This window comes from Rhodococcus sp. 14-2483-1-1, assembly GCF_002259335.1.
Lineage (GTDB): Bacteria > Actinomycetota > Actinomycetes > Mycobacteriales > Mycobacteriaceae > Rhodococcoides.
The window spans coordinates 482,196-497,988 of the sequence record NZ_NPFX01000021.1; the positions used below are offsets into that span (position 1 = coordinate 482,196).

General features: G+C 62.4%; 15 protein-coding genes and 1 tRNA gene. 4 read left to right on the top strand and 12 right to left on the bottom strand.

What is annotated here, in order from left to right; all coding sequences use genetic code 11:
- Window positions 1-33: 33 nt before the first annotated feature.
- Window positions 34-1,008: an AraC family transcriptional regulator gene (locus CH294_RS20805; RefSeq protein WP_032404004.1), complete on the top strand. Its 975-nt coding sequence runs from the start codon at window positions 34-36 to the stop codon at window positions 1,006-1,008.
- Window positions 1,009-1,023: 15 nt separating this feature from the next.
- On the opposite strand, the gene CH294_RS20810 is transcribed toward CH294_RS20805, so the two are convergent.
- The 6 genes from CH294_RS20810 to CH294_RS20825 all read right to left on the bottom strand — a co-directional run bounded on the left by CH294_RS20810 (window position 1,024) and on the right by CH294_RS20825 (window position 4,433).
- Window positions 1,024-1,755, bottom strand: a complete 732-nt coding sequence (locus CH294_RS20810) for an AAA family ATPase (protein ID WP_032404005.1) — start codon at window positions 1,753-1,755, stop codon at window positions 1,024-1,026.
- Window positions 1,756-1,758: 3 nt separating this feature from the next.
- The gene (locus CH294_RS27560; RefSeq protein WP_165430221.1) at window positions 1,759-1,935 is read right to left on the bottom strand and encodes a hypothetical protein; all 177 of its coding nucleotides are present in this window, start codon (window positions 1,933-1,935) and stop codon (window positions 1,759-1,761) included.
- A 543-nt stretch (window positions 1,936-2,478) separates the two neighbouring features.
- Window positions 2,479-2,853: a hypothetical protein gene (locus tag CH294_RS27290; RefSeq protein WP_141216531.1), complete on the bottom strand. Its 375-nt coding sequence runs from the start codon at window positions 2,851-2,853 to the stop codon at window positions 2,479-2,481.
- A 90-nt stretch (window positions 2,854-2,943) separates the two neighbouring features.
- Window positions 2,944-3,330, bottom strand: coding sequence for a hypothetical protein (locus CH294_RS20815; protein WP_094738947.1), 387 nt, complete (start codon window positions 3,328-3,330; stop codon window positions 2,944-2,946).
- A 108-nt stretch (window positions 3,331-3,438) separates the two neighbouring features.
- Window positions 3,439-4,146: a DUF732 domain-containing protein gene (locus tag CH294_RS20820; protein ID WP_094738948.1), complete on the bottom strand. Its 708-nt coding sequence runs from the start codon at window positions 4,144-4,146 to the stop codon at window positions 3,439-3,441.
- Between the two features lie 210 nt (window positions 4,147-4,356).
- A tRNA-Leu gene (locus CH294_RS20825) sits at window positions 4,357-4,433 on the bottom strand.
- A gap of 120 nt (window positions 4,434-4,553) precedes the next feature.
- Between CH294_RS20825 and CH294_RS20830 the strand changes: the two genes are divergently transcribed.
- Window positions 4,554-5,186, top strand: coding sequence for an ANTAR domain-containing response regulator (locus CH294_RS20830; RefSeq protein ID WP_032378977.1), 633 nt, complete (start codon window positions 4,554-4,556; stop codon window positions 5,184-5,186).
- A 173-nt stretch (window positions 5,187-5,359) separates the two neighbouring features.
- The gene (locus CH294_RS20835) at window positions 5,360-6,694 is read left to right on the top strand and encodes an ABC transporter substrate-binding protein (protein WP_032378976.1); all 1,335 of its coding nucleotides are present in this window, start codon (window positions 5,360-5,362) and stop codon (window positions 6,692-6,694) included.
- 145 nt (window positions 6,695-6,839) lie between these two features.
- Here the strand turns inward: CH294_RS20835 and CH294_RS20840 are convergent, their stop codons facing one another.
- From CH294_RS20840 to CH294_RS20855, 4 genes are read right to left on the bottom strand one after another with little or no spacing between them, the layout of a single operon-like run.
- Window positions 6,840-7,643: an ABC transporter ATP-binding protein gene (locus CH294_RS20840; RefSeq protein ID WP_032378975.1), complete on the bottom strand. Its 804-nt coding sequence runs from the start codon at window positions 7,641-7,643 to the stop codon at window positions 6,840-6,842.
- Window positions 7,643-8,737: an ABC transporter ATP-binding protein gene (locus tag CH294_RS20845; protein WP_230592539.1), complete on the bottom strand. Its 1,095-nt coding sequence runs from the start codon at window positions 8,735-8,737 to the stop codon at window positions 7,643-7,645. The genes CH294_RS20840 and CH294_RS20845 overlap by 1 nt, the downstream gene beginning before the upstream one ends.
- Window positions 8,730-9,719 (bottom strand): branched-chain amino acid ABC transporter permease, encoded by a 990-nt coding sequence (locus CH294_RS20850; protein WP_032404006.1) that lies wholly within the window; start codon window positions 9,717-9,719, stop codon window positions 8,730-8,732. The genes CH294_RS20845 and CH294_RS20850 overlap by 8 nt, the downstream gene beginning before the upstream one ends.
- A 7-nt stretch (window positions 9,720-9,726) precedes the next feature.
- Window positions 9,727-11,067, bottom strand: a complete 1,341-nt coding sequence (locus tag CH294_RS20855; protein WP_052058413.1) for a branched-chain amino acid ABC transporter permease — start codon at window positions 11,065-11,067, stop codon at window positions 9,727-9,729.
- 260 nt (window positions 11,068-11,327) lie between these two features.
- On the opposite strand from CH294_RS20855, the gene polA reads away from it, so the two are divergent.
- Window positions 11,328-14,069: a DNA polymerase I gene (gene polA, locus CH294_RS20860; RefSeq protein ID WP_094738949.1), complete on the top strand. Its 2,742-nt coding sequence runs from the start codon at window positions 11,328-11,330 to the stop codon at window positions 14,067-14,069.
- Window positions 14,070-14,161: 92 nt separating this feature from the next.
- Here the strand turns inward: polA and CH294_RS20865 are convergent, their stop codons facing one another.
- Together CH294_RS20865 and CH294_RS20870 are read right to left on the bottom strand one after the other, a co-directional pair.
- Window positions 14,162-14,527: a thioredoxin domain-containing protein gene (locus CH294_RS20865; protein WP_094738950.1), complete on the bottom strand. Its 366-nt coding sequence runs from the start codon at window positions 14,525-14,527 to the stop codon at window positions 14,162-14,164.
- An 87-nt stretch (window positions 14,528-14,614) separates the two neighbouring features.
- Window positions 14,615-15,613, bottom strand: coding sequence for a helix-turn-helix domain-containing protein (locus CH294_RS20870; protein ID WP_032378971.1), 999 nt, complete (start codon window positions 15,611-15,613; stop codon window positions 14,615-14,617).
- Between the last annotated feature and the right edge of the window lie 180 nt (window positions 15,614-15,793).

The window sequence follows — 15,793 nt, forward strand, 5'->3', positions numbered from 1 at the left end:
GTCCGATCGTCCACGCTGTGAGACGATCGATCAATGCGTGGACTCGACCCGTGGAAGTCGCCCGATCCCCTCGGGGAGGCGCTGCACTTTCTGCGAATGACAGGATCCTTCTACTGCAGATCCGAACTGTCCGGGTCGTGGGGTTTGGAGTTGCCGTCCATGGAAGACGCGCTCTGGTTCCACACCGTCGTCAGCGGGCGATGTCGGTTGTCGGTGCCGGGCGTCCCCACTCGCGACCTCCTTCCCGGTGACTTCGCTCTGGTTCCGCACGGCCGCGGGCACGTGCTCGCCAGCGATGACGACGCAGCAGTGAGTGCGCCTGTTGTCTACGACCTTCCGCACGACTACGTCAGCGATCGATACGCGGTCATCCGAAGCGGCAGCGGGGAAGCGAGCGCGACGCTCATGTGCGGCGCAGTGCGACTGGATCATCCGGCGGCGCAGCAACTCATCGGTGTGTTGCCTGCGCTCGTCGTCATCGATGCGGATTCGGGCCCGCGGCAGTCTCGGATGCACTCGCTCTTGGCCATGGTCGCCGACGAGGCGACCTCGCTGGAGCCTGGGGGAGAAGCGGTCATCACCAGGCTGTCCGACGTGCTGGTGATCCAGGCTCTGCGGTCGTGGATGGCGGACGACGAGCGGGCACGGTCCGGATGGCTCGGCGCACTCGCGGATTCTCAGGTCGGCGCGGCGCTCGCCCTCATTCATCGAAACCCCGACGCGCAGTGGACGGTTGCCGCACTGGCTGCCGAGGTGAAGATGTCTCGTTCGGCGTTCTCTGCCCGATTCACCGAGTTGGTCGGTGAATCGGTGATGCGCTACCTCTCGATGTGGCGGATGCAGATCGCCCACGACAGTCTTCGGTCGGGCGATGTCTCGGTAGCCGAATTGGCCCGGCGCAGTGGCTATCTCTCGGAGGCGGCGTTCGGTAAGGCGTTCAAACGCGCGACGGGGGTGTCACCGGGGAGCGTGCGTCGTCGTCAGGAGGTCTCGCTGACGGCAGGGTGAGCGACGGGCTGCAGGTCAGCCGAGCAGATGGCGGAGGTAGCTGTTCGGATCGTCGAGGTATCGACGCCAGTGCTGCACCAATTCGAGTTCGTCCCAGGTGCTTCGGCGAAGACCGTGTTCGCCCACTTCCACGATGTCCGCGCCCGGTGTCGAGGCCAGGATCGGAGAGTGCGTGGCACAGACGATCTGTGCCCCCTCGTCGCCCAGTTCGGACATCAGCGCGACGAGCTGCAGGCTTGCGGTGAACGACAGAGCCGACTCGGGCTCGTCCAGGACATAGAAGCCGGGTTCGGCCAACATCGCACCGAACATGGCGAGGAAGCCTTCGCCGTGACTCATCTCGGCTGTGTTCTCTTCCCAGAAACCCGGCATACCACCGAGGTTTTCGGCCATGTCGAATGCGGTTTCGGCGCGGAGGAAGAAGCCGCGTTTCTGCAGTCGTGGGCCACGAAGCATTCGAGAACCCCGCGGTGTGGTTTCCAGCTCGAGCACCTCGCCGAGGGCGCTGGTCACCTCGTCGAGTCGACGCGACTGCTGCGCCGCCCGCCCGCCGCGGGCATCGATTCCGAAACCCTCGGCGATCGCCTCGACAAGGGTCGATTTACCGGAACCGTTGTCGCCGACCAGAATTGTGACCGGCGCCAGGAATTCGAGTCCGTCGCGAGCGAGGTCGGCGACTGCAGGCACGGTGAAGGGCCAATCCGATCCGACGTCGTCGGCATCGACGTAGGCGCGCTCTACGAACATGATTCAGGCGGTGACCAGGCGGTCGACGTAACCGGTCTCGTGAGCGGAGTCCGCGCTGCAGGTGTAGTACACCCACTGAGCGGACTGGTCCGCGGAATCTCCGAAACGGTGGTCGACCTTCTGCGCGCACAATTTGCCCGCGCTGGTGTCATGGCATCGAAGACTGCTGGGTATGTACATGACTCCACTGTAGGCGCGATCGTGGGCGGCCTTGACCGACCACTCGAACGCGTGATGACGATGGGTCGCGCTTCAATGCTCGCTGTGCCCTCAGTGTGACTCGAACCGACATTGGACGGGTTTTGGACCTGCCGTCGTACTGGCTTGCTAGCGTGCCGATTTCTTCACGCAACTCAGCGGACTGGGCTCCTCGTGTAGAGATTAGGTGTCTCCGGGAATACTCGTCAGCAAGTATCGCGCCCGCGGATCCGGTGCGGACCTGTGTTGCCGGTACGCAGGTGTTGGCGTAACCGGACGAGTCGAACGCTCTGCTGTGGTGCCGTTGGCGAGACTGGAACTGACAATGGCTGGGTTATGAAATGCACGGACAGTAATCGTGCGTGCGTGCTTGCATCCCTGACCCTCGACCTGTACCGCTACTGGATCCCAGCCGAGGACGGTGGCGCGGGCAATCGACTACCCGAACCGTCCGTCCCGGTCTCAGTCGATGAACGCTTTCAACGGTCGCACTTGGTGCAGCTTTTTGGCCGACGGTTCAGTAGATTAGAACGGGGGTAGGACTCGTAAAATTCGATCAACCAATTCATGTGCGGCTGATTCGGATTCGGGAATGTTATTCTTTACGCTGACAAAATAGTCGTAGGCGAAGGGGCGGCCATCGTTCACATTGCCCTCAATTGCTGCCAGCAACGCATGGATAAGTTCCCGGTTTCGGGAGTAGGAGCGATTCGCTACGTGGTCTTTGCGGCTTTCGTTACGGAGGCGAAGTTCGATTCTTTCTACCATTTGACCGATCTGGGCGATCTCTTGTTGTTCGGGGTTGCTCGATGAGCCTAGCGTTTGTCGGTTCACCGCGTGAACCACCGGGGTCTCGACTGTGCGCCCAGCGGCCTGTTCGGCTTCGATATCTTTGGTCATCTCAGCTATTTGTGAGCGGGCCGATGCTGCACTATCGAGGTCTTTGTAGTCCAAAAAGACAGTGCGGTATTGCGCGACATCAAACGGGATTTATTCGCCATCTTGCATCAAGTGTATAAAAGGCTTGGCGAATGCGTGCCGAATTGCTAGTTCGTAAAACACGTTTGGGTTATGGCCAGTAAGGTCGGCGATTACAAGATCGGCTTCAATTAACTGGTTGACTATCTGTGTTGTAATGTTGCCAGACTTGTCGATTACGTCGGCCCGTATGGTCTCGTAGCCAAGCGGTTCGAGTGCCACGTCGATAATATGTGTCTTAACTTGATTGCTGCGTTTTCTTATCTCGCTGTTGTTGTCCCCGATGGGGCAGACGATGAAGCAAGTCTTCTTGGGTTGATGGTGCGATGGGTCGTCTACAAATGTGATTGTTGCATCCTGTAAGCCGTCGGCATCCGTTGTGCTATCCACAGTCGTCACTGACTGGCCGCTTGGTCGGAATTGACAACGCTCTCGATGTTCATGAGGGGATCGTACAGACCGACACCCATACACGTAGTACGTATGCCGGCCGATTTGTGAGCGATCTTAGGGTGTGGGGACGAGCGCTATTAGGTCAGGACAAAAGAACACGACGGCCGCGCGCATGAAGGTGTCAGCGGTTGTTATATCTTCAAGAGCTCGGATTGCCGCGATGGGGGATGCTGGCGCGTCGTCGGAAACGAATTGCACCAACTGGTCAAACCACTGTTGCGGCGGAACGTCGCCGTGATTCCTGAAGAAGTCGCAGTAGGTACGCGCATGGCTGCGAAGCCAGTCCTGATCTCGGTCGGTGGTGACCGGCACCGCCATCAGGTGCATTGCGTAGGTGAACTGGGAATCAGCCGGAAGCGGTGACGCTTGCCCTGCGGCGGTTGGCAACAGGTAGGTCAGCGCCGAGCAGTAGATAGTAACGGCAGCTCTGACGAAGTTCGCGGCTGCAGGGTGGTTGTCGAACCCATGCCGATTCACACCTTGGGCATAGATCATGCTTGTCATCGCGGGAACTTTGAGCTGGTCGGCGAGCAGCGCGGAGGGCAAGGCGTCGCACACCGAACGCGCGGTCTGGACGTAGGGCGCGACGTTGGGACTTGCATCGAATCCCAGGCGGGCAAGCATTTGCTGGAACTGCTGATCCTGGCTGAGTCCAAGGGTCGGTGAGCTAGTGGCACTTACGCCTGTAGCGGGTGTGTCAGCGGGCTGCGTAGGTGCCGAGCAACTTGCGACAAGTAGAACGGCGCTGGTGAGAATCGCCATGGCGAGTGTCTTCAATACAAGGGCTCCTGCCCAGTTGGGTTACGCGACAGACGCGTCCAATTCCCGAACTGAGCGAAAGCTACCCCACGGAAGGCGCTGATGAGCTGCATCTCGAAGTCATCATGGCTCTGACCCACCGGGGTAGAACCGGGGTGGGTTGCGCATGATGGCGCAGGCATACCGGCCAGATGGCCGATACCTGCAGTGCTGTGGTGCCCTCGGTGAGACTCGAACTCACACTGGACGGGTTTTGAATCCGTTTCCTCTGCCAATTGGGATACGAGGGCTGGCGTCTTTCAAGCAACGATTGACGAGTTTAGAAGATGCGCTTTCGGGGGCGCGCACCGGTACCCTTCAGATGCTCGACGGCCCCGATGGGCGATGACTGTCAAAGGAGACCGATACAGATGAACGCTCCTGGTGCGCACGGTACTGGCAAGCCCCCGCTTCGTGTGGTGGTGGCAGAGGACGAATCCCTGATTCGATTGGACCTCGTGGAGATGCTCCGCGAAGAGGGCTACGACGTGGTCGGGGAGGCCGCGGACGGTCAGCAGGCGGTGGACTTGGCCGTCGAACTGCGTCCCGATCTGGTCATCATGGACGTCAAGATGCCGCGTCGAGACGGGATAGATGCGGCGTCGGAGATCGCCGAGAAGCGCATCGCCCCCGTCGTCATTCTCACCGCGTTCAGTCAGCGTGAGCTGGTCGAGAAGGCGCGCGACGCCGGAGCGATGGCCTATCTGGTCAAGCCGTTCACCAAAGCAGATCTGATGCCCGCGGTGGAGTTGGCAGCCAGTCGTTTCAGCGAGATCTCTGCACTCGAATCCGAGATAGCCGATCTGCAGGATCGACTGGAAACGCGGAAGTTGATCGAGAAGGCCAAGGGCATTCTGATGGAGTCGCAATCGCTCACAGAACCGCAGGCGTTCAAGTGGATTCAACGCGCAGCGATGGATCGCAGAACGACGATGAAGGCTGTCGCCGAGGTTGTGATCGAGACACTCGGTACTCCTGCGAACAAGCCTGCGGCAGAGGGCTGATCGGCTCGCGAAAGCTACGGCCACGTAAAACTTCGTCTCTCTAGGTCACAGTCAGGTCACGAGCGTCGTTCTAGGCCTTGCGAATCGACTCCGAGCATTAGCGTCTGATCCACACGTGAGCCACATGTAACTCAGGTGCGCTTCAACGACGAGCAATTTCAAGGAGAACCTAGATGGCAATTCGGACCTATGTCCGCACGGCTGCGGTGCTGAGCGTCACCTCGCTCGCACTGTTCGGCTGTTCGTCGAGCGACGACTCCGGCTCGACCGATACCACCAGTGCCAGCGGCGGCACTGCAGCCGCGGAAACGACCGTCTCCACCGACTGCACGCCCGAGCAGGCCACTGCCGGGGCAACCCCCGACACGTCGCCTCTGGTGGTGGGAACCCTTCTCCCCGAGACCGGAACCCTGGCCTTCCTCGGCCCGCCCGAGGTTGCCGGTGTTCAGTTGGCCGTCAACGACGTCAACGGTGCCGGTGGCGTCCTCGATCAGCCCGTCACCCTCATCCCCGGTGACTCCGGCGATACGACGACGGACACCGCCAACACCACGGTCGACCGCCTGCTCGCCGGCGGCGCGAACGTCATCGTCGGTGCAGCATCGTCCTCGGTCTCCCTCAAGGTCATCGACAAGATCGCCAGCGCAGGCGTCGTGGAGTTCTCGCCCGCCAACACCTCGGACCAGTTCGTCTGCTACCCGGACAAGGGACAGTACTTCCGTACCGCTCCCACCGACGTGCTGCAGGCACAGGCACTCTCGCAGCTGATCGCCGAGGACGGCGCGCAGCGCGTATCCATCCTCGCGCTCAACGATCCCTACGGCACGGGTCTGGCCAAGAACACCGCGGACAACCTCGAAGAGGCAGGCATCGCGGCAGACCAGATTCAGACCACCATCTACGACCCGAACGCACAGTCGTTCAACGCCGAGGTCGACGGCGTGAAGAACTTCAACCCGGATGCCGTTGCCATCATCGGCTTCGAGGAGTCCGCGAAGATCATCACCCGTATGCACGAGATCGGCATCGGACCGTCCGACGGCACGGCAGTGTTCGGCGTCGACGGCAACATGGGTAATGCGCTCGGTGAGTCTGTGGCAGCAGGTCTGCTGGACACCATGCGCGGAACCACCCCGTTGACCGATGTCGGAACGGCCTTCCAGGACCGCCTCAAGGGAGTCGACCCGGCGCTGGTGGACTTCAACTACGCCGGTGAGTCCTACGACGCAGTGGTCATCTCGGCACTCGCGGCCGAGCAGGCGAAGTCGACGGCAGGCACCGATATCGCTGCCAACATCAACAGCATCACCAAGGACGGCACCAAGTGCACCAGCTACGCCGAGTGCCTTCCGCTCGTCAAGGCCGGAACGGATATCGACTACGACGGAATCACGGGCGCGCTGAACTTCAGTGATGCAGGTGAGCCCGCCACCGGTTCCTACGGCAACCTGGTCTTCGGGCCGGACAACAAGCTGACGACGGACGGATACATCGTCGTCGGTGAGTGATCTGTAACCGACACACAGGCACTGGGCCCGAGTCCTCGATCAGGACTCGGGCCCAGTGTTGTGTGTACCGGTCGATGCGGGTGCACAGACGAAGCCCCGGTTCGACATCGAGTCGAACCGGAGCTTCGTCGTCGACGAAGAAGATCTACGTCTTCTTCTCCTTGCTTCCGGCCAGTGTGCCGAGGTACAGCTCGATCACCTTCGGGTCGTTCATCAACGCAGGACCGGTATCGGTGTACGCGTTGCGGCCCTGATCGAGAACGTAGCCGCGGTCGCAGATCTGAAGGCAGCGACGGGCGTTCTGCTCGACCATGATGATCGAGACCCCCGCCGCGTTGATCTTCTTGCAGCGGATGAACACCTCGTCCTGGAACATCGGCGACAGTCCGGCCGACGGTTCGTCGAGCAGCAGTACCGAGGGCTCCATCATCAGTGCGCGTCCCATGGCGACCATCTGTCGTTCGCCACCGGACAGTGCGCCTGCCTTGACCTTCTTGCGCTCTCCGAGCAGGGGGAACAACTCGCTGACGAACTCGAAGCGCTCGCCGAACTTCTTGGGACGCAGATAGATTCCCATTTCGAGGTTCTCCTCGATGGTCAGCGACGGAAACACGTTCTGGGTCTGCGGAACGTATCCGACGCCCTTCGTGACCAGCACGTGCGCCTCGGCAGAGGTGATGTTGTCACCGCGAAGCTTCACGCTGCCCTCGCGGACGGCAACGAGCCCGAAGAGTGTTTTGAGCAATGTCGACTTACCGGCACCGTTGGGCCCGATGATGCCGACGATCTCGCCGTCGTTGAGGAAGAAGTTACATTCGCTGAGGATGTTGACGCCGGGGATGTAACCGGCGACCAATCCATCGGCGCGCAACAGTGCGCCTTCGGCCAGGCGAGCGTGCTCCTCGGGTGTGGCGGCGAATTCGGCCGGCGTCAATGTCTGTTCGCTCATCAGTTGTCCTCCTTGGCCCGGTGCGAGCCGCCCTGGGCGACGTCGGGCGTCACTGGGCTGACGAACTCCGGTTCCGAAAGATCGCCTCCCGCTTCGAGTTCTTCCTTCTCGGCCTGTTTCAGCGCCTCCGCCAGTTCGGCGGTTGCCCCGACCGGATTGCCGTCGGCGTCGAACTCGAGAGCCTGATCGTGGTGGCTGCCGAGGTAGGCGTCGACGACAGCACCGTTGTTGGAGAGTTCCTCCGGCGTGGACTCGGCGATGATGCTGCCCTGAGCCATCACCACCACCCAGTCACTGATGTCGCGGATGACGTCCATGTCGTGTTCGACGAACACCACGGTCATACCGTCGTCGCGCAGCGACTTGATGTGCCCCAGAAGTGATTGCGTCAGAGCAGGATTGACCCCGGCCATCGGCTCGTCGAGCATGACCACCGACGGATCGGTCATCAGCGCACGTGCCATCTCCAGCAGTTTGCGCTGACCGCCCGACAGTGAGCCGGCCAGATCGTCGGCCTTGGCGTCGAGCTTGAAGCGCCCCAGCAGTTCGTAGGCGCGTTCGGTGATCTGACGTTCCTGGGCCTTCCACGTCCACGGCATGAACGTATTGATCATGCGCTCGCCGCGCTGACCTGTTGCGCCCAACCGAACATTGTCCAGCACAGTCAGTTTCGACAATGCTTTGGTCAACTGGAACGTCCGCACCACACCCTTGCGGGCCACCTGGTGCGGGTGCATCCGGCCCAGCTCCTGGCCATCCATCGACCAGGTCCCGGTGTCGGGGCGATCGAATCCGGTGAGCAGGTTGAACAGCGTGGTCTTGCCTGCACCGTTCGGACCGATGAGACCGGTGATGCAGCCGCGCTGGATTTCGAGGTGCGCCACGTCGACGGCTTTGAGGCCGCCGAAGGTGCGCGACACGCCGTCGACCACCATGGTGGCGTCGGGTTTCGGTGCGCCGGGTTCGTTGGGCACACCGGCGAACAGTGACGCGCGTTGATCGCTCGACAACGCCTGGGCAGCGCGTGATTCGAGTGTGCTGGCTTTCTTGCTCGGTGCAGCCGTTGCAGCAGCATCCTTGCTTAGGTCAGGCATTGAGTTGAACCTCTCGCTTGTTGCCGAGAATGCCCTGAGGTCTGAACACCATCAACACGGCGATCAGGATTCCCAGGAGCACGAATCGCGTGGCACCGACCTGGGCGCCGGTGAGGTTGAGCACCGGGTCGTCGCCGGAGATCAATTGCCGCAGGATCGCATCGGGAATGGACAGCAGGAACCAGAAGAGCATCGCGCCCAGTACGGGGCCGAACACTGTTGCCGCCCCACCGAGAATCAGTGCGCCGAAGGCGAAGAACGTCTGCGCCGTCGAGTAGAAATCGGGGTTGATGGACTGAGTCTGCAGTGCGTTGAACACACCGCCCATACCGCCGATGACACCGCCGAGAACCAACGCCTGCATCTTGTAGACGAAGACGTTCTTGCCCAGTGAGCGGGCGGCGTCCTCGTCTTCACGGACGGCCTTGAGTACACGTCCCCACGGGCTGTGGGTCAGCAGGTAGATCACTCCGCAGAGGAGCAGCACGAGTGTCCAGCCGACGAGCATGGCCCACAGGTCGTTGCCCAGGAAGCGCACGCCGAGGAAGCTGTACGACTTGCCTCCCTCGAACGGACTCATGCTGGTGAACGGGCCGGCGAAGCCGGTGATGCCGTTGGTCGACTTGGTCACCGAATCCGTTGCGGTCGAACGGAACACCAACCGCAGGATCTCCGAGGCTGCGATGGTGACGATCGCGAGATAGTCGGCTCGCAGGCGCAGAGTCGGAATACCGAGAACAAGAGCGAGCAAGCCTGCCGCGGCGAGACCGACCAGAATACCGAGCCACAGTGGCTGCTCGTAGGTGATCGTGGTGATGCCGACGCCGTAGCCGCCGAGCAACGCGAAGCCGATCTGCCCGAAGTTGAGCAGCCCGGCGTAGCCGAAGTGCAGGTTCAGGCCGATGGCGAGCAGAGCGTAGAAGATGGCCGACGGTCCGACCAGCTGAGCGAGTGAGATCTGAAGTGCGCCGATGATATCCATGTGGTGGTCACCCGATCCTTTGTCGCGAGCCGAGGATGCCCTGTGGTCGGACGACGAGGATGAGAATCAAGACGAGCAACCCTCCGATGTATTTGAGATCGGGATTGATGACCAACGTCGACCACTGGACGAGCAGACCCACGATGACGCAACCGAGGAATGCGCCGTAGGCCGTTCCCAGTCCGCCGAGCGTGATTCCGGCGAACATCAGCAGCAGGAGCTTGAAGCCCATCTCCCACTGGACGCGTCCGCCGAGTTCGGAAAGTCCGAACAGCACGCCGCCGAGTGCGGCCAGGCCGCCACCGAGGCACCAGACGAACGTGACGACACGCTCGACATTGATGCCCGAGGACGCGGCGAGATCACGGTTGTCGGCCACCGCTCGCATGGCCTTACCGATCTTGGTGCGCTGCAACATCAGTGCAACGCCGACCAGGACGACGACGCTGATGATGATGCACGCCAGATTGACGTTGGTGATCGACAGCGGGCCCCAGTCGTTCTCGGTCTGGGCCTGGTAGTCGTCGAAGGGCTCGGAGCGATCCGAGAAGAAGATCAGGATGAGGTAGCGCAATGCGATCGCAAGTCCGATCGTCACCACGAGCTGTGCGATCAGGCCGGTTCGACGCTTGCGCAGTGGTCGCCAGATCAAGGCATTGTTGAGCCATCCGATCGCGACTCCGACGATGATTGCCAGCACCGTGGCCGGAATCAGCTGTATTCCGAGGCTCACGTTGAAGAACCACGCCGCGACGGCTCCGAGCGTGACGAGTTCGCCGTGCGCGAAGTTGGTCAGGCCGGTGGTGCCGAAGATCAGGCTCAGCCCTACCGCCGCCAGTGCGATGACCAGGCCGAAACGGAAACCGTCGACTGTGGTGCGAACGAACTTCTCGTAGAACGGAATGCTGGTGGCAGTTCTGGCTTCACCGAAGGAGAAGATGACGGTGTTGGAACGCCCGGCCTGAACGTCACGCTGGACTTCTGCCTGGACGCTCACCCCGTCGGGAAGCGTTTCCTGGACCACCTGGAATGTGTATGTCCCGGGGGACAATTCGAGAGTCCAGCGGCCGCCGGTTTCACTGGTGGTTCGAGCGACTTCGGTGCCGCTCGCGTCGAGCGCTGCGACATCGACGCCGACGAGTCGCTCGCCGGCGTTGTTGAGAGATCCCGCGACGCTGACGGCGTCTGCGGGCGGTGCCTGCTCGGCACTCGTCCCCGGCGCAGCCGGGGGAGTGGGCGTAGGTTCCTGGGCCAACGCCGGCGCACTGAACAGCAGCGCGGCGATCGAACTCAGAACGGCGAGTAGAAGTGTTCGCTGAAGTAGCCGAACGGCAGATCTTGCGCGCAACCTCGGCGGTTGCACCTTTCTGGTCCATCGAACATTTGGAGCCACGCACGTCCTCCGGACGGTTGTCGTTGAGTCACGGGTTGGGGATTTACTGCAATTGTCGGACTCTATCCGTTGAAACGACGCAAAATCGGCGACTGAGATTTCCGGAAAGTATCGGTTGTGTTTCGCGGTGCACGACGCGCGTCGTGAGGGCGAGCGCGGCGCCCAGCGAGCATCCGGCTACGAGTTGTCGGACCCGCTACCTAGACTGGTCAACCGTGAGCCCAGTAACCGAGAAAAGCGCAGCGCCCGCGGCCGAGACCGATGCGAAAGCAGGCGGGGAGCGACCCACTCTGCTCCTCATCGACGGCCACTCCATGGCGTTTCGCGCGTTCTTCGCGCTGCCTGCGGACAACTTCAAGACCACCAGCGGTCAGTCCACCAATGCCGTGTACGGATTCACCTCGATGCTGATCAATCTGCTGCGAGACGAGAAGCCGACGCACATCGCCGCGGCCTTCGACGTCTCGCGGCAGACCTTCCGTGCCGAGCGGTTCCCCGAGTACAAGGCCAACCGGAGCAAGACCCCCGACGAGTTCGCCGGCCAGGTCGACATCACCAAGGATGTTCTCGGGGCCATGGGCATCCCGGTGATGGCAGAGGCCGGATTCGAGGCGGACGACATCATCGCCACCCTGGTGACGCAGGCGGAGGCGCTCGGCTACCGCGTTCTCGTGGTCACGGGCGACCGCGATGCATTGCAGTTGGTGACCGACAACGTAACGGTGTTGTACCCGCGCAAGGGGGTTTCGGACCTGACCCGGTTCACCCCCGAGGAGGTCGCCGGCAAGTACGGGTTGACGCCGTCGCAGTATCCGGATTTTGCTGCCCTGCGCGGAGATCCGAGTGACAACCTGCCCGGCATTCCCGGTGTGGGCGAGAAGACGGCAACCAAGTGGATCATCGAATACGGTTCGCTCACTGCCCTTGTCGACAACGTGGACAAGGTGAAGGGCAAGGTGGGAGACGCACTGCGCGCCAACCTGGCGAGTGTGGTGCTCAATCGTGAGCTCACCGAAATGGTGCGCGATGTGCCGTTGCCGTACACCCCCGATCAGCTCGAACTTGCCCCGTGGGACCGCGAGAAGATCCACGCGCTGTTCGACGATCTGGAGTTCCGCATTCTTCGGGACCGACTGTTCGAGACGCTCGCGTCGGTCGAGCCCGAAGCCGAGGAAGGCTTCGACGTCCGCGGTGGGATCGTCGCCCCGGGTGAGTTGGCCGAGTGGTTGGAAGAACACGCGTCCGACGGCCGCCGCAGCGGCCTGTCCATTCTCGGTCCGCGCAGGCCCTTCGACAGTGACGCGACTTCCTTGGCCATCGCCGCGGCCGACGGGGAAGGCGCGTTCGTGACGACAACAGCCCTCGACGAATCCGACGAGCGTGCGCTCGCAGCCTGGCTCGCCGATCCGGCGCAACCCAAGGCGCTGCACGAGGCCAAGTGGGCGTTGCACGCGGTGCGGGGGCGTGGCTGGACCCTCGGGGGTTTGACCACCGACACCGCCCTGGCCGCGTATCTCGTTCGGCCCGGTCAGCGTTCGTTCAACCTCGACGACCTGTCGTTGCGCTACCTCAAGCGAGAGCTCCGTGTCGAGGATGCGGGTGAAGGCCAGATGTCGTTGCTCGATGCCGAGGATACCGCTGACGCGGCATTCGCCGAGGGTGAGATCCTCAAAGCGCGGGCCGTCATCGACCTGGCCGAGGCCCTGGACGCCGAGCTCGCTGCCATCGAATCGACCACCTTGCTCTCCGAGATGGAGCTGCCGTTGCTGACGGTCTTGGCCGATGTCGAAGCGACAGGCATCGCCGTCGACAGCGACCACCTGCGTTCGCTGCAGTCCGGTTTCGCCGCGCAGGTCGACGAGGCCGCGAACTCCGCGTACGGCGTGATCGACAAGCAGATCAACCTCGGATCACCGAAGCAGTTGCAGGTGGTGCTGTTCGAGGAACTCGACATGCCCAAGACCAAGAAGACCAAGACCGGCTACACCACCGACGCCGATGCGCTGCAGGGGTTGTTCGAGAAGACCGAGCATCCCTTCCTGAAATTCCTGCTCGATCACCGAGACGCGACACGCATGAAGGTGACGGTCGACGGCCTGCTCAAGTCCGTTGCCGACGACGGACGCATTCACACCACGTTCAACCAGACCGTTGCGGCCACCGGGCGGCTGTCGTCCACCGAACCCAACCTGCAGAACATCCCGGTGCGCAACGAGGCAGGACGCCACATCCGGGACGGCTTCGTCGTCGGGGCGGGTTACGACACCCTGCTCACCGCCGACTACAGCCAGATCGAGATGCGCATCATGGCGCACGTGTCCGGCGACGAGGGTCTGATCGAGGCGTTCAACACGGGTGAGGACCTCCACAGCTTCGTCGGTTCCCGCGCGTTCGGGGTGCCGATCGAGGAGGTCACCCCCGAACTGCGTCGTCGGGTCAAGGCGATGTCCTACGGATTGGCCTACGGGCTCAGCGCATTCGGCCTCGCCGCGCAGCTCAAGATCTCCACCGAGGAGGCGAAGCAGCAGATGGAGGCGTACTTCGCGCGGTTCGGTGGTGTCCGCGACTACCTGCGCAATGCCGTCGAGGAAGCGCGCAAGGTGGGGTACACCTCGACCCTGTACGGCAGGCGCCGGTACCTACCGGATCTCAACAGCGACAACCGCCAGCGTCGAGAGGTAGCCGAGCGCGCTGCACTCAATGCTCCGATCCAGGGCACCGCCGCCGACATCATCAAGGTCGCGATGATCGATGTGCACCGCTCACTCGCCGAGTCGACTCTGAAGTCGCGCATGCTGCTGCAGGTACACGACGAACTGGTGCTCGAGGTCGTCGACTCCGAGCGCGAGGAAGTCGAAGCGCTCGTGCGCAACAAGATGTCGTCGGCGATCGAACTCTCGGTGCCGCTCGAAGTGTCGGTCGGTACCGGCCGAAGCTGGGATGCCGCAGCTCACTGAATCGGGCCGGCTCACTGATCCGACCCGTGGCACAACGAAGGGCCGCTCACCGAACTCGGTGAGCGGCCCCTCGCGTCGTGCTGAGTGCAGAACTACTCCGCTGCGGGAGCCTGCTCGGCGATCTGCTGGCGTACGACGTCCATGTCGAGTGCCTTGATCTGTCCGACGAGGTCTTCGAGCGCCGGTGCAGGCAATGCACCGGGCTGTGCGTAGACGAGAATTCCCTCGCGGAACGCCATGATCGTCGGAATCGACTGGATCTGCGCAGCCAGACCCTGCTCGGCCTCGGTGTCGACCTTGGCGTGCACGACGTCGGGGTGAGCATCCGACGACTTCTCGAATGTCGGGGCGAACTGGCGGCAGGGGCCGCACCAGGATGCCCAGAAATCGACCAACACCACGTCGTTGCTGGTGACGATCTCGTCGAAATTCTGCTGAGTCAAAGTCTGAGTGGCCACGCGGTCCCTTTCGATTGATTGCGCTTCTGGTGTGTCTCAACGCAGGTACTCGCCTGAATCTTCCCGGCCGCGTCGGAGCGCGGCGTGTCAGGCGGGCTGGGGTGCGGCGCGGAACGTCCGGCGGTACGAGTTCGGGGTGGTGCATCGCAATCTCACGAAGTGCTGCCTCAGAGCGGCGGCGTTTCCGAAGCCGACCACCTCGGCGATCGAATCCATCGGCAGATCGGAGTTCTCCAACAATTGCTGAGCCGCCAGCACGCGTTGATCGTTGAGCCACCGCGCGGGCGTCGTTCCGGTTTCGGCCGCGAACCTACGAGCAAAGGTGCGTGCCGACATGTTCACCCGTGCTGCCAGTCGCCCGATCGTCAGCTCGGAGTCGAGATTCTCGGTCATCCAGTCCAGCAGCGGTGCCAATGTCTCGGTGTGCGTGGCGGGCAGGGGACTGGTGACGAACTGAGCCTGGCCACCGTCGCGATGCGGCGGGACGACCATTCTGCGGGCGATCCCGTTGGCCACGACGCTGCCCTGGTACTTGCGCACGATGTGCAGGCACAGGTCGATTCCGGCGGCCGTCCCTGCGCTGGTGAGGACGTTGCCTGCGTCCACGTAGAGGACGTTCGGATCCACCTGAGCCAGCGGGTATTTCGCGGCCAGCGAGGCCGAATGACGCCAATGCGTCGTGCACGGCCGATTGTCGAGCAGCCCTGCCTGGCCCAGCACGAACGCACCGTTGCACAGGCTTGCGACCATGGCACCCCGGTCCACCGCCGCACGGAGTTTGGCCAGCAAGGGCTCGATGGACGAGTTGTATCCGATGCCGCACACATAGCTGCCGTCGTCCGCCGCCTCGGTGCCGCCGGCCGGAATGATGATCAGGTCGGCGCTGTCGAGACTGTCGAGATCGTGTGGCACGTCGATGGTGTAGCCGACGCGGGTGCGGATCGGTTGGGGGACACCCGCGATCAGGGAGAAGTCGTAGGTGGGGAGGCCCTCGTCCGAGCGGTCGAACCCGAACACCTCGCATGCGACGCCGAGCTCGAACTGTTCGGTCAACGGCATCAGCGCAACGACCACTCGTTTCAGCATGCGACGAGTATGGCAGAAATTCGAGGATATGTGGCGTTACTGCCACTCGTGGAGACTCTCCGCAGGTAGGACGCTAGGTGCATGACAATTGTATTGGTAGTTGTGCTGTCGTTCCTGGCCATCGATGCTCTCGTGGTCGCAGGCTTCGCTCCCGACACCCACGCGGAGGTGACACAGTTC

Excerpts from the sequence above, each read along its gene's own strand:
- CH294_RS20805 (WP_032404004.1), top strand. The coding sequence starts at position 34 with ATGCGTGGACTCGACCCGTGGAAGTCGCCCGATCCCCTCGGGGAGGCG.
- CH294_RS20810 (WP_032404005.1), bottom strand. The coding sequence starts at position 1,755 with ATGTTCGTAGAGCGCGCCTACGTCGATGCCGACGACGTCGGATCGGAT.
- CH294_RS27560 (WP_165430221.1), bottom strand. The coding sequence starts at position 1,935 with ATGTACATACCCAGCAGTCTTCGATGCCATGACACCAGCGCGGGCAAA.
- CH294_RS27290 (WP_141216531.1), bottom strand. The coding sequence starts at position 2,853 with ATGACCAAAGATATCGAAGCCGAACAGGCCGCTGGGCGCACAGTCGAG.
- CH294_RS20820 (WP_094738948.1), bottom strand. The coding sequence starts at position 4,146 with ATGGCGATTCTCACCAGCGCCGTTCTACTTGTCGCAAGTTGCTCGGCA.
- CH294_RS20830 (WP_032378977.1), top strand. The coding sequence starts at position 4,554 with ATGAACGCTCCTGGTGCGCACGGTACTGGCAAGCCCCCGCTTCGTGTG.
- CH294_RS20835 (WP_032378976.1), top strand. The coding sequence starts at position 5,360 with ATGGCAATTCGGACCTATGTCCGCACGGCTGCGGTGCTGAGCGTCACC.
- CH294_RS20840 (WP_032378975.1), bottom strand. The coding sequence starts at position 7,643 with ATGAGCGAACAGACATTGACGCCGGCCGAATTCGCCGCCACACCCGAG.
- CH294_RS20845 (WP_230592539.1), bottom strand. The coding sequence starts at position 8,737 with ATGCCTGACCTAAGCAAGGATGCTGCTGCAACGGCTGCACCGAGCAAG.
- CH294_RS20850 (WP_032404006.1), bottom strand. The coding sequence starts at position 9,719 with ATGGATATCATCGGCGCACTTCAGATCTCACTCGCTCAGCTGGTCGGA.
- CH294_RS20870 (WP_032378971.1), bottom strand. The coding sequence starts at position 15,613 with ATGCTGAAACGAGTGGTCGTTGCGCTGATGCCGTTGACCGAACAGTTC.